General features: G+C 58.1%; 11 protein-coding genes and 1 pseudogene. 8 read left to right on the forward strand and 4 right to left on the reverse strand.

The annotated features are described in order from the left end of the window. Positions 1-82: 82 nt before the first annotated feature. The 3 genes from HQL63_14295 to HQL63_14305 form a co-directional block, all read right to left on the reverse strand. Positions 83-2,470, reverse strand: coding sequence for a response regulator (locus HQL63_14295; GenBank protein MBF0177998.1), 2,388 nt, complete (start codon positions 2,468-2,470; stop codon positions 83-85). A 571-nt stretch (positions 2,471-3,041) separates the two neighbouring features. Then, positions 3,042-3,773 carry a 3-deoxy-manno-octulosonate cytidylyltransferase gene (kdsB, locus tag HQL63_14300; GenBank protein MBF0177999.1) on the reverse strand — a complete coding sequence of 244 codons (732 nt, stop codon included), beginning with the start codon at positions 3,771-3,773 and terminating at the stop codon, positions 3,042-3,044. Positions 3,774-3,931: 158 nt separating this feature from the next. After that, a complete protein-coding gene (locus HQL63_14305; protein MBF0178000.1) occupies positions 3,932-4,747 on the reverse strand; it encodes a DUF3108 domain-containing protein in 816 nt (271 codons plus the stop codon). 136 nt (positions 4,748-4,883) lie between these two features. Between HQL63_14305 and HQL63_14310 the strand changes: the two genes are divergently transcribed. The 8 genes and pseudogenes from HQL63_14310 to waaF all read left to right on the forward strand — a co-directional run bounded on the left by HQL63_14310 (position 4,884) and on the right by waaF (position 12,032). Continuing rightward, positions 4,884-5,426, forward strand: a complete 543-nt coding sequence (locus tag HQL63_14310) for an HAD-IIIA family hydrolase (protein MBF0178001.1) — start codon at positions 4,884-4,886, stop codon at positions 5,424-5,426. 251 nt (positions 5,427-5,677) lie between these two features. Further along, complete coding sequence (locus HQL63_14315; GenBank protein ID MBF0178002.1) at positions 5,678-6,202, forward strand: D-sedoheptulose 7-phosphate isomerase; 525 nt, start codon at positions 5,678-5,680, stop codon at positions 6,200-6,202. 7 nt (positions 6,203-6,209) lie between these two features. Beyond that, entirely contained in the window at positions 6,210-7,718 is a 1,509-nt protein-coding gene (gene hldE, locus HQL63_14320) for a bifunctional D-glycero-beta-D-manno-heptose-7-phosphate kinase/D-glycero-beta-D-manno-heptose 1-phosphate adenylyltransferase HldE (protein ID MBF0178003.1), read from the forward strand. Positions 7,719-7,721: 3 nt separating this feature from the next. Continuing rightward, on the forward strand, positions 7,722-8,669 hold the full coding sequence (rfaD, locus tag HQL63_14325) for an ADP-glyceromanno-heptose 6-epimerase (protein MBF0178004.1): 948 nt from the start codon (positions 7,722-7,724) through the stop codon (positions 8,667-8,669). Between the two features lie 49 nt (positions 8,670-8,718). Beyond that, positions 8,719-9,267, forward strand: a complete 549-nt coding sequence (locus HQL63_14330; protein ID MBF0178005.1) for a hypothetical protein — start codon at positions 8,719-8,721, stop codon at positions 9,265-9,267. 378 nt (positions 9,268-9,645) lie between these two features. Then, positions 9,646-10,056: a hypothetical protein gene (locus tag HQL63_14335; protein ID MBF0178006.1), complete on the forward strand. Its 411-nt coding sequence runs from the start codon at positions 9,646-9,648 to the stop codon at positions 10,054-10,056. A 131-nt stretch (positions 10,057-10,187) separates the two neighbouring features. Then, positions 10,188-10,847: pseudogene (locus HQL63_14340) on the forward strand (ISAzo13 family transposase). 153 nt (positions 10,848-11,000) lie between these two features. Then, positions 11,001-12,032 (forward strand): lipopolysaccharide heptosyltransferase II, encoded by a 1,032-nt coding sequence (gene waaF / locus HQL63_14345; protein ID MBF0178007.1) that lies wholly within the window; start codon positions 11,001-11,003, stop codon positions 12,030-12,032. A gap of 40 nt (positions 12,033-12,072) precedes the next feature. Here the strand turns inward: waaF and HQL63_14350 are convergent, their stop codons facing one another. Next, positions 12,073-13,500: an FAD-dependent oxidoreductase gene (locus tag HQL63_14350; protein MBF0178008.1), complete on the reverse strand. Its 1,428-nt coding sequence runs from the start codon at positions 13,498-13,500 to the stop codon at positions 12,073-12,075. Between the last annotated feature and the right edge of the window lie 159 nt (positions 13,501-13,659).

The following is a 13,659-nucleotide window of genomic DNA, read 5'->3' on the forward strand; positions in this document are numbered from 1 at the left end:
GCAAGGGTTCTGCCCTTGACCCGCCAGGGAGCCAGCCCCCTGGACCCCAATTCCAGAAAGCGATCATGGCAGTTGATCTATATCAAGTTTTTTTTGGAAGGATGCTGAATGTTTGCTGTGGTCTGGCGTGGCGCTGGATCATCTCCAGCAAGGTTTTTTTCTTGATGGGTTTGGCCATGTGGGCGTCGCACCCGGCTTCCAGGCTTTGGGTAATGTCTTCCTGTAGGGCATAGGCGGTCAGGGCAATGATGGGCAGCCTTGGCAATCCATCTTGTTCCTCCTTGCGCCGCCAGGCGCGGGTGGCGGCATGGCCATCCATGATGGGCATCTGCACATCCATGAGAACCAGATCAAAGGGATGTTTGCCCATCGTATCCAGGGCGGCCAAGCCATTTGGGGCTGTCCGCAGCATATAGGCATCGTTTTTCAAGTAGGTTTCGACCAACAACCGATTGTCATCGGAGTCATCCACCAGAAGAATACGATACGGTTGTCTGACATCATGTGGAGTTGTGCCAGGGGAACCGGCAAATTCGACCGGAGTGTTGGTTGCCGGAAAGACCTGCTTGATGACGCGCACCAGGCCGGCCTGCCGGACCGGCTTGATCAGGCGATGCCGCACACCCATTTCTTGGAAACGCTGTAGATGGCTATCCTGGTGCGCGGATGTGACCATCAGGATGGGCAGACCGGAATGCCCAGTGGCTTGCCAACATTCGAGCAATTGGAAACCATCCATGTCTGGCATGCGTACATCCAGCATCATCAGACTGTAGGGATTTTGCTGCGCCAGTGCCCATTTCATCATGTTCAAAGCGGTGTGACCATCGCAGGCTTCATGGACTGCCGCGCCCATCATTTCCAGATATTCCCGGAACACCAGGCAGTTGGCTGGCGTATCATCCACCACCAGGATCCGTTTTCCGCTCAGATCGGGGAGTGGCCCGGCGGCGGTCGGCTGGGTGAGGGCAAAGGGAATATGGATATGGAATGTCGTACCGCCACCGGATCGGCTCTCGACACGGATATCTCCCCCCATGCCATCCACGAGTCGTTTGACGATAGCCAGCCCCAGACCGGTACCACCAAAGCGGCGGGTGATGGTGGGGTCCACCTGGACGAAATTTTCAAAAATCGCAGGCAGGCGCTCCTCGGGGATGCCGATCCCTGTATCCTCCACACAGAAGGAGACCAGCACCGGTTCGGACCTTGGCAAGGTGGCCGAACTCCTTGCGCAGGCAAAGCGTACCGTTCCCCGTTGGGTAAACTTTACGGCGTTGCTCAGGAGATTGAGGAAAATCTGCCGCAACCGGGTGGGGTCTCCTTCGAGCCATTCAGGCACCTCCGGCGCGATGTGGTGGGTCAACTGCAACCCCTTGGCCGAGGCCCGTTGTGCCATGATGTCGCACACCACCTTGATTTCATCGGCAAGATTGAACGGAATGTGCTCCAGGTTCAGACGCCCGGCCTCGATCTTGGAGAGGTCCAGAATGTCATTGATGATTCCCAGCAGATTTTCGCCAGCGGAACGGAACACCTGGACGAACCGTCGTTGTTCGGGTTGCAGTGGGCTCTCCCATAGCAGATCTGCCATGCCCAGTATGGCGTTCATGGGGGTGCGGATCTCGTGGCTCATGTTGGCCAGGAAGTCGCTCTTTGCCTGGTTGGCAGCCTCGGCGTCTGTTTTGGCCTGGAGGAGTTCCACCTCCATGTTTTTTCTATCGGTTATGTCCCGGTTGCTGGCCCGGTTGCCGAGAAACTCTCCATCGCTCCCATGGACTGGACGGCAGCCATGGGCAATCCAGCGGAGTGTGCCATCCAGACGGACGATACGAAAATCCAGGCTTCGCTCCGCCAACTCCATCCGGGGCTCCTGGTGCTCCAGAAACATGTTCCGATCATCAGGATGAACGATCCGCGTCAACAACCCGGGGTCATTCATGAATTGGTCGGGGGTATATCCCGTGATGGGTGCGCACGATGGCGAGGTGAAGATTATTCGGCCTTCCGGATCGATCCAGTATTCCCAATCGAACGTGTAATCCAGGATGGTGCGGAAACGTTCCTCGCTTTGCGTCAACAACTTTTCAGTGCGCTTGCGCTTGGTGATATCGCGGGCCGAAGCGTAAAGGTAATGTTTTCCATCCCATTCGACTCCCTTGGCACTGATCTCCACATCGAAAACCGATCCATTCTTGCGGCGATATCGTGTTTCGAAGGTGGATGGCTTCTGGATCAGCGTTTGGAGCATCTCGGTCAGTTGTGTTTGCGGAATATGGGCATACCAATCCTTGACGTTGAGCCGGGCGGTTTCCTCATGGGAGTAGCCGAGCATCCGAGAAAACGCATCGCTGAACTCCACCAGGTTGCCTGTTGCGTCCAGAACGAAAATGCCATCGCTGGCGGTCCGTAACAACGTCTGGTAACGGGCATTCTGGCGAGTCAGCGCCTCTTCCGTTTTGCGGGTCATGATCTCTTCCTTTTGCCCCGTGCCTGGATTGGTCTGTGCCATGCCGATGCACACTTGATCCATCAAGATCCGAAATTTGGCCCCATTCTGACAAAAGCGACCTCCATCACCCCTTCTCTCAGTTGTAGCTCCTTGACTGCGTCTGCTGCAATAAAAACCTTGTCTGCTGTAATAAAAATTTGATAAACGCGCAGGGCAATCGCATCGAGAATGGCATGCCGAGGCCCATTTTTTTACGTCACTGTTCACCACCCGGCCACGCATCGAGGTCCAGGGGATGGCTCCCTGGCAGGGCCTTGGACGGAGTTTTGGTGGGGTTCGGGGCGAAGCTCTGACAAAGGCTTTCATGCTGGCGCAAAAAGACGCGCCAGAAGGCAGACCAAGGCCCGCCCCTTGGGCCTTTTTTGCCAACAGCGCAAAAAAGGCCTGGGAGAAGGGGGGCGTACAAAAACAAAACGGGGCGCTGCCCCGGACCCCGCAAGGGCGCTGCCCTTGACCCGCAAGGGAGCCAGCCCCCTGGACCCCGATTCCAAATTGATCCCCTGCGCACGCATGGAGGGGCAATGTACGGTTATGGAACGGATTCCAGCAGCTTTCTGACCTTATCGAGATCCGCCGGGGTATCCACCCCCGTGGCCGCATGGTCGGTCACGGCAACACGTATGGCGTGGCCGTGTTCGAGGGCGCGGAGTTGTTCAAGCTTTTCCATCTTTTCCAGGGGGGTGGGTTGCAGCCGGGCGAACTGCTGTAAAAAGTCGGCCCGGTAGGCATACAGGCCGATGTGGCGCAACGCCCCTATTGTGCCATCATGTGGTTCCCTGGCCAGGGGGATGGGCGCCCGGGAGAAGTAGAGGGCAAAGCCCTGCCGGTTGCACACCACCTTGACCACATCCGGGGAGAGGAGGTCTGTGGCATCTGCGAGGGGGTGGGCCAGGGTTCCCATGGGGATGGTGGGGTCTTGGCGCATGGGTTCCAGGAGTTGATCGAGCATGTGGGGATGCAGGAGAGGTTCATCTCCCTGGACGTTGACGATCACGTCGACCTGCATGCCCCGTGCGGCTTCGGCGATCCGGTCGGTTCCCGATGGGTGGGAGGGGGAGGTCATCACTACATCGCCACCAAAGGCCAGGACGGCGGCACGGATTCGCTCATCGTCGGTGGCGACCAGGACACGATCCACGCGGGCCAGGGCGGTGCGCTCGTAGACATGTTGGATCATGGGCTTGCCGGCCATAACGGCCAGAGGCTTGCCAGGGAGTCGTGTGGAGGCATAGCGGGCCGGTATGATGGCCGTAATCTTGATCATGGGCAACCAGGAATCGGGGTCCAGGGGGCTGGCTCCCTGGCAGGTCCAGGACAGCGTCCTGGTGGGGTTCGGGGCGAAGCCCTGACAAAGGCTTTCATATCCAAGCTTTTCCTGCAAGGGTTTCGTTACTTTGCCGCCAGGGCGGCTGCAACCGATCAAGGGTTGTGGAGGGAACGGGTCTCGCCCCGGCCATCCACGTAACCGATCAGGTCTGCCGTGACTGCGCCGATCCGGACTTTCGTTTCGACCCGCAAGGGCATGTGGCGTGCGTCGTCGGTCACCCAGACCGTCAGATTACCCTGTTGGCGGAACAACTCCGAGCTTTGCACAAGGGGGTGGAGCGGAAAGGCCTGAAACCATCCCAGCGGGGTAAAGAGCTTGTCGGTTGGAGAGGTTGTCACTTCTGCCATGTACCAGCGGTCACTGTCGACGACGGGTACCTGAATTTTCTCGGTGACATTTTTCAGGTTGGGCATGCGGCGCAACTGATAGAAGGCGGTCAGGGGATCGTTGCTCAGGTTGGCAACGTTGTCGATCACTTTGGGCGGGTCGTCGTTGCGTTGCAAAGTGACCTGATTGCCGGCGCGCTGGAAGGTGTATTCGGCGTGGCGTTGCTTGTTTCCTTTACTCTGCACTTTGGTGTAGTTGACCGTGAGCAGGCCCATCTCCTGGTGCGTCCCCTGGGCGGTCAGGATGTCGCGAATACCGTAGATCCAATCCACCGGCCCGATGGAAGCCAGATCGGCCTTGATGGTGTATTGGGCAGGATCGCCGGTCGTTTCATAGGTCAGGGAGGCGCGTCCAGCCGGAACGCCCTCCCAATGCACGTTGAACTCCAGGCGCTCGCCTGACACGGCGCCGCCAGTGGCAGGTTCCGCCCAGGAAAACGCCGGCGGCCATCCGAGCAGGATCATCATGGCAAATACTTGAAAGCGCACGATTCTATGTGGCCATCGTGTGGTCACGGACATGGCAAAACCACTTTCTCGCAAGCAAAGGGATTGTCCGATCGGCGGGTTCGTAGTATTAACCCTTTTTAGGGGGTGGAAAGCAAGGATATGTTCAGGGTGGAGGCGCCGGGAGGGGGATGGTCAAGGGAGTGATGGCATGAAAGGGAGTTCGCGCGTTCTTCTCCTGGATCGGGATGGTGTCCTCAACCATGACCGTCCTGATTATATTCAGACTGTTGCCCAGTTGCGGCTCATCTCTGGCGTTGGCGAGGCCATGCGTCGTTTGCGTGAGGCGGGCGTTGCCACTTTGGTGGTGACCAACCAGGCCTGTGTCGGCAAGGGGTTGGTGACGCCGGCGACCCTGGAGGCGATCCATGCCCGCCTGGCAGCGGAAATTGCCGAAGCCGGTGGAGAGATTACACAATTCTACCTTTGCGCCCATCGCAACGAGGATCGGTGTGCTTGTCGCAAGCCGGCGCCTGGCCTCATTCTGCGGGCGCAACAGGAGTGGGGGTTCGATCCTTCTCAAACCTGGATGGTCGGTGATGCGGAACGGGACATCCAGGCAGCGGAAGCCGCCGGTTGTCGTGCGGCCCTGGTGCGTACCGGCAAAGGGGAGATCACTGTTTTGCGGCGTCCCGACGTGCCTGCCTTTGCCGATCTGCCGGCCTTTGTCGAAAATTTTCTACAAAATGGGTAACTATTCACCACCCTTTCAAGAAAAGCTTGGATATGAAAGCTTTTATCAGGGTTTCGCCCCGAACCCCACCAGGACACTGTCCTGGATCTGCCAGGGAGCCAACCCCCTGGACCCCGAATTCGTGGCCGGGTGGTGAGTCGTTACCAAAATGGGTAGCCGTGCAGCGTTTTTTTGCTGGGTGCTGAGCAGGTACATTCAGGGGAGGTTTGGAGTTGATCGATTTCAATCGCGCCGTCGATGAACACTTGGCCATGATTCAGGGGTTGCGCGGTTTGCTGCCCCAACTGACCCGGGCGGCTGGGGAGATGACCCGGGCGGTGCGGGGGGGTGGCAAAATTCTTTGGATGGGTAATGGGGGCAGTGCCGCCGACAGTCAGCACCTGGCCGCCGAGCTTGTGGGGCGTTTCAGCCGCGAGCGGCGCGCCCTGGCGTCTGTTGCGCTGACCACGGACACCTCGATCCTGACCGCTTTGGGGAATGATTATGGCTTTGACACCATATTTGCCCGGCAGGTGGAGGCGTTGTATCGTCCGGGTGATGTGGTGATCGGCATCTCCACCTCCGGCAACAGCCCCAACATTTTAGCGGGTGTGGCGACCGCCCGGAGTCTGGGTGCGTTCACCATCGGATTTTCCGGTCATGAGGGAGGGCGGTTGCGGGATGCGGTCGATCTATGCCTGACCGTGCCGGCCCGCGTCACGGCGCGCATCCAGGAGGGACATATTTTGCTGGGGCATCTTCTGTGCGACTGGGTGGAAGCCTCGGTCATGGAGTGATCCGGCCTTGTTCCAAAACCGCGACCAGATTTTGCAGGTGTTGAGCACGGGTTTTGACCGGCATGCCGTCCTTGTGATCGGGGATTTGATGCTGGACCGCTACCTTTGGGGGCAGGTGCAGCGGATCTCCCCCGAGGCGCCGGTACCGGTGGTGCGCTTGGTTCGGGAGAGCGAGGGCGCCGGTGGAGCGGCGAATGTGGCCATGAATCTCGCCCGCCTGGGCCTGCGTCCCCGCATGGCTGGGTTGGTGGGGCGAGACAAGAATGGCCAGCATGTGCGGCAGACCCTGGAGCAGGCCGGGGTTGATGCGCGTCTGGTTCTGGAGGTGGCCGGGTGGCCCACCATCACCAAAACGCGGGTGGTGGGTGGACACCAGCAGATGCTGCGTCTGGACCGGGAAGAACCCCTCGATCTGTCCGATGCCATGCAGACGGAGCTGCTGACCGCCATACAGCGACAACTGGAGGACAGCGACCCGCCGGTGGTGGTCATTCTTTCCGACTATGCCAAAGGTCTGCTCTCCGCTGCGTTTTGTCGTGCGGTCATCGCCATGGCCCGGGGGAGAGGGATTCCCGTCCTGGCCGATCCGAAGGGGGTGGTGTACGACAAATATCAGGGTGTCACGGCCCTCTCGCCCAACCGGTCGGAGTTGGGGGCCGCTGTTGGCATGGAGACCCATGAGCTGGGACCGCTTCTGGCGGCGGGGGAGCGGTTGCGCCGCCGTCTGGATGTGGCGTTTTTGGCCGTCACGTTGAGCGAAAATGGCATTGCCCTGCTGGAGGCGGATGCCCTGCCCCGGCACCTTCCTGCCACGGCGCGGGAGGTGTTTGACGTTTCCGGCGCCGGGGATACGGTCATCGCCACCCTGGCGGCAGGTCTGGCGGTGGGTCTTTCCCGTCTGGATGCGTTGCACCTGGCCAATCTGGCGGCGGGCATCGTGGTGGGCAAGGTGGGCACCACCCCCATCAATCGTGAGGAGTTGCAGGCCTTGGTGACCGGGGGCGCCGACAGGGAGCAGGCGGAAAAGCTCCTCTCCCTGGATGAGATCGTGGCCTTGGCCTGTACCTGGCGTGCGCACGGGGAGCGGATTGTTTTCACCAATGGTTGTTTCGATCTGCTCCATGCCGGTCATGTCACCTATCTGGAACAGGCGCGCCGCCTGGGGCAACGCTTGATCGTCGGCCTCAACACGGATCGATCCGTCCGCGCCTTGAAAGGGCCCCAACGCCCCTTGATTCGTGAGCAGGACCGGGCGCGGGTTTTGGCTGCGCTGGCCGCTGTCGATGCGGTGGTGCTGTTCGATGCCGACACCCCTTTGCACCTGATTCAGGCCATACAGCCGGACATATTGGCCAAAGGGGCTGATTACACCGAAGAGCGTGTCGTCGGCGCCAGGGAGGTGCAGGCCTGGGGGGGGCAGGTGGCCCTGGTTCCCCTCGTGGAGGGGATCAGTACCAGCCGCATCGTGGCCGGGATTCGGACCGGCCCGGACCGTTCCACTGCATCGGGAGGATAGTGCATGTATATCGTGACCGGCGGGGCCGGCTTCATTGGGGCCAACATCGTCGAAGGATTGAATCTGCGCGGCGAGAGCGACATCCTGGTGGTGGATAACCTGGAAAAGAGCGCCAAGTTTCACAATCTGGTCGACCTGGAATTTGCCGATTTTCTCGACAAGCGTGATTTTCGTGACCAGATCGAAAAGGGACGTTTCGATCATGCCCGTATCCGGGGCATTTTCCATCAGGGGGCCTGCTCCGACACGATGGAGTATGATGGCCGCTACATGATGGACAACAATTTTGCCTATTCCAAACTTCTTTTCCACTTTGCCGTGGAGCGGGAGATACCCTTTGTCTACGCCTCCAGCGCCGCCACCTACGGCAACGGCACGCGCTTTACCGAGGAGCGCTCCAGCGAGGATCCCCTGAACATTTACGGGTATTCCAAGTTGTTGTTTGATCGCTACGTGGAACGGCGTCTGGCCGATGTGGAGAGTACGGTTGCCGGGTTGCGTTATTTCAACGTCTATGGTCCGCGGGAGGAGCACAAGGGGCGCATGGCCTCCATGGTTTACCAGAGTTATCGGCAGCTTCGGGATGATCACGTCACTTGGCTGTTCCAGGGTACCGGAGGTTATGGGGACGGTGAACAGCGGCGCGATTTCATCTACGTGCGCGATGTCGTCGATGTCAATCTGTTTTTGGCCGATGGGGTTCCCGTGCAGGGCACTTTCAATGTCGGGACCGGACAAAGCAGCAGTTTCAACGAGATCGTCCACACCCTGATCGACATCATGGGTCAGGGGGAGCTCAAATACAAACCCATGCCTGATGGTCTGCGGGAAAAGTACCAAAACTTTACCGAAGCCGACATCACCCGTTTGCGGCGGGCGGGTTACGACAAGCCCTTCACCTCGCTCCGGGAGGGATTGCGCGAATATGTGGCCCGTTTACGGGAAGAGTGATCATGCGCCGTGGCAGCGGCACGGGAAACTGTGACCAGGGAAGACAGCCATGAGTGCATACCAGGGTATGCGTTGGTTCAAGTGCGATTTGCACCTCCATACGCCTGCGGACTCAAAATACTGGGTTGGAGATCCCATGACCCCCGGGCAAGAGCCCAGAGCCGCAAGAGAATTCGCTGAGGCCTGTTGCCATGAAGGTTTAGAAGTTATTGGCATAACAGATCATCAATTTTTAAGTAAAGATTTTATTCCATACCTCAAAGACGCCTTTGATGAGATTGAGAAAACTCGTGGGCATCGAGTCACTGTTTTTCCCGGGTTTGAATTTGAAACTGATGTGGGTAAAGGTATACTCGTACTTTGTCTTTTTGCGCCTGACACAAATTTGGATCATATTGATCACATGCTTACTGAATGTGGTGTTGGTATGCCACGGATTCAGAATGGTCAACCCGTAAAATCCAATAAGAGGCTTTCCGATATACTTGGTATTGTGCAGAAGCAATCCCATCAAGGTGGATGGGGTGGCGTAGTCATCATTCCCCATATATTTGAGAACAGCCTTTTTGATAACGACCGTCTTAGGAACTGTCCATAATTAACTTGGACAAATTATGAGTTTATGATAACCTGGAGGCATGATCGAATATACAGACCATGCTGTACGCGAAAAGTATGAATCGCTGAAACCTGTTTTGGATGAAAGGGGCCGTCGGTTGTGGGCGGCTGCCGAGGCTGATGCAATGGGTCGAGGGGGAGTTTCGTGTGTCTCCAGGGTCACCGGTATTTCCCGATCTACAATTCACCAGGGGTAACTATTCAGCACCCTTTCAAAAAAAGCCTGGATATGAAAGCCTTTGTCAGGGCTTCGCCCCGAACCCCACCAGGACTCTGTCCTGGACCTGCCAGGGAGCCAGCCCCCTGGACCCCGATTCGTGGTCGGGTGCTGAATAGTTACCACCAGGGCTTACATGAATTGGCGACTACCAAATCTGAACAGGGGAACCAAACACTGTCGAAACGAGTCCGCTCTCCAGGTGGTGGACGTAAGCCAATCACTGACAACGACCCGACTTTATTGGCTGACCTCGAACGATTGGTTGATCCTGTGACCCGTGGTGACCCGGAATCACCTCTGCGATGGACATGCAAGAGTGTACGTCAGCTTGCGTTTGCCCTTGGGAATCAGGGGCATGTTGTGGGCCAACAGAAAGTTGCTGATTTATTGGCAGTTCTGGGTTACAGCCTCCAAGCGAACCAAAAGAAACGAGAGGGTTCCGGGCATCCAGATCGAAATTCCCAGTTCGAGTACATCAACAAGCAGGTCGTGGATTTTCAGAAACGAAATCAGCCCGTGATTTCGGTTGATACCAAAAAAAAGGAGTAACTATTCAGCACCCTTTCAAAAAAAGCCTGGATATGAAAGCCTTTGTCAGGGCTTCGCCCCGAACCCCACCAGGACTCTGTCCTGGACCTGCCAGGGAGCCAGCCCCCTGGACCCCGATTCGTGGTCGGGTGCTGAATAGTTACAAAAAGGAGTTGGTTGGTGATTTCAAAAACGGGGGTCAAGAGTGGAACCCCAAGGGGCAGCCAGAGGCGGTTCGAGTTCATGATTTTGCTGACAAGGAGTTGGGTAAGGTCAATCCGTATGGCGTTTATGATCAGACAGAAAATGTGGGCTTGGTCAGTGTTGGCGCCGACCACGATACCGCTGAATTTGCTGTAGAAACCATCCGGAGATGGTGGTACGAGATGGGATCAATGATGTACCCCGCTGCCACCGAAGTGTTGATCACTGCGGATTGCGGAGGAAGTAACGGCTACCGGGTCCGGCTTTGGAAGGTGGCACTACAGAACTTGGCCAACGAAACCGGACTGCGAATTTACGTTTGCCATTTTCCTCCTGGAACCAGCAAGTGGAACAAAATCGAACACAGAATGTTCTGCCATATCACCATGAACTGGCGTGGGAAGCCTCTGACAAACCACGAGGTCATTGTTAACCTTATCGGGAATACCACGACCGATGCCGGGCTCAAAATCAAGGCAGAGTTGGATACGGACATCTATCCAAAAGGAATCAAAATTTCCAATGAGGAAATGGAATCAGTCAATCTCACAATGGCATCTTTTCATGGAGAATGGAATTATTTCATTTCAGGTAATTGTCCAAGTTAATTATGGACAGTTCCTTATGGAGGCGCGGGGTGTTGGCTTTCTCTCCCTGGTGCGCGCCTGCATGGATTTATCTGGACACAGACCCTCTTTCGAGGTTATTGGCCAAGGTGTCAGGTTGGCCATCTTTGCCGGTGGGTCACTGTTCACCACGCCATGACCATCATGTCCCGGCCTTTGCTGGTCATAGGTCCATCCTGGGTGGGGGATATGGTCCTGGCGCAATCCTTGTTCAAGATGCTTGCCATGTGCCGTCCCGGGGTGGCCCTGGATGTACTTGCGCCGCTTTGGAGCCATCCCCTGCTGGCACGCATGCCGGAGGTGCGGCATGCCCTGGAGTTGCCTGTCGGGCATGGTGTCTTGGGGTTGGGTGTGCGCTATCGTCTGGGTTGCCGGTTGCGGGAGCGGGGTTATGGTCAGGCCATTTTGTTGCCCAACTCCTTGAAATCGGCCCTGGTGCCTTATTGGGCCGGAATTCCCCGCCGCACCGGCTTTTTGGGCGAATGGCGCTGGGGGTTGCTCAACGATATCCGTCCACTGGATCGGTCGCGTCTGCCGCGCACCGTGGATCGTTTTGTGGCCCTGGGTTTGGATCCCGGGGAGGATTTGCCTGTTTCTGTGCCTGTGCCATCCTTGCGGGCCGAGCCGGCTGATCCTTGTTTATCCGGAAAATGGCCAAGGTTGCTCGACACCCGGGCGCCGGTTTTGGTTCTTTGTCCGGGGGCCGAGTATGGTCCGGCCAAGCAGTGGCCGGTCGAGCATTTTGCCCTTCTGGCCCGCCGGCAGGTGCAGCGTGGTTGGCAAGTTTGGGTTTTGGGATCCGGCAAGGAGATGCTGCTTGGGGAGCGGATTGCCGCCCAGGGGGGGGAGGGGGTGATCAATCTGGCCGGGAGCACGCAACTGGGCGAGGCGATCGACCTGATGGCGCAGGCCCGGGCCGTGGTGACCAACGATTCGGGGCTTATGCACGTGGCTGCATCCCTGGATGTGCCTGTGCTGGCTCTTTTTGGTTCCTCGGATCCCGACCACACGCCACCCTTGGGGGAGAAGGCGCAGATACTCTCTCTTCGTCTGTCTTGTTCGCCATGTTGGCGTCGGCGGTGTCCTCTAGGTCATCTGGATTGTTTGCGGCAAATCACCCCGGACCGGGTGGCAACCATCCTGGAAGATTTGGAAAAAAGGGGTTGAAGAGATGGTTCGGTCCTTGAATTTTTTTCAATCGTTTTTTTTAGCCAAACATGGCCAGCAGCTTTACCAACCCTCTGGTCTTATTGGAAAAAAGCGTCTGCGTAAAATAACTCCCCGCCACTCCTTTGCCTATCTCTCCCAGGGTGGGATAAGGCAAAAGACACCCTGCCATGTCTCCAATCCGCAAACCCTTTTGGATGGCCAATATCCACGGTGCCAACAACTCACCGGCCTGCGGCCCGACAAGACCAGCCCCAAGAATGTGGCCACGTCGGCCTGTCACCACCTTGATCAGACCCATGGTCTTTCCCTCGGCGCGGGCGCGGTCGTTTTCGGCAAAGGGTTTGGTCAACACTCGAATCGGTCCACCCCTCTCCCGGGCGGCCTTTTCCGTCAACCCCACCTGCGCCAACTCGGGATCGGTATAGGTGATCCGGGGCACAACCCGATAATCCACTCTGGCGGGCAGGCGGAACAACGCATTGCGCAGGACGATACCGGCCTGATAACTGGCCATGTGGGTGAACAGATAGGGACCGGTCACATCACCCAGCGCAAAAATGCGATGGTTGCTGGTCCGCAAACGGTCATCCACCGTGATGCCAGCCGGGGTAAACGCCACGCCCGCCGCATCCAGGTTGATATCCTCCAGGTTGGGGGAGCGGCCCGTGGCTACCAACAGATGGGTGCCGGTGATGCGCACCTTTTCGCCGGTGCTGGTTTGTGTCAGCAGGGTGATGCCCGAGGCGGCATGCTCCACTTGTTGCACGGTGGCGCCCACATGCAGCGCCACACCTTCCGCCAGCAAGGCATCCCTGAGGGTGGCGACCAACTCCGGCTCCTCGCGGGGGAGGAGGGTTGCTTGTTCCACCACGGTCACCTGCGATCCCAGACGCCGGTGCGCCTGCGCCATCTCCAGACCGATAGGACCGCCCCCCAGAATCAGCAGATGCGGCAGGGGCTCCCGGTTGGCAAAAAGGGTTTCGTTGGTGAAAAACGGCGTGGTGGCCAGGCCGGAAATGGCCGGGATGCGAGGGCGGCTCCCGGTGGCGATGACAAAGCGCCGGGCCCGGATGCGGGTGGCGCCGGCCAGCAGCTCTCGGGGTCCGATGAATTGGCCGGTGGATGGGATCACCTTGACCCCCAGGCCGGTGAAACGTTCGACCGAATCGTGGGGTGCAATGGCGGCAATGACACCATGCACATGGGCATGAACGCGCTCCATGTCGATGAGGGGAGGTTGGGTCGTGATGCCAAAACGGTGGGCAGAGCGGATGGTGTGTGCCGCATGGGCGGCGGCCAGGAGGGCCTTGGAGGGGACACACCCCGTGTTCAGGCAATCGCCGCCCATGTGGTGGCGTTCGATGAGGAGGGTGGCGGCCCCCATTTGACTGGCGCCCGCAGCGACGGAGAGGCCGCCCGCTCCGGCGCCGATGATGCAAAGGTCGGTAGTCAACAAATCAGACATAAAAAAGACCGTTTGGAAGTTGGGGTCCGGGGCAAAGCCCCAAAAAAAACTATTAAAAGACTGGGAAGGGGGTCCAGGGGGAAGGGCTGCGCCCTTCCTCCTGGTGGGGTCCGGGGCGAAGCCCCGCCAAGATCTTGATTCAAAGACAGAAGCCTATCC

This window comes from Magnetococcales bacterium (genome assembly GCA_015231175.1).
Lineage (GTDB): Bacteria > Pseudomonadota > Magnetococcia > Magnetococcales > DC0425bin3 > HA3dbin3.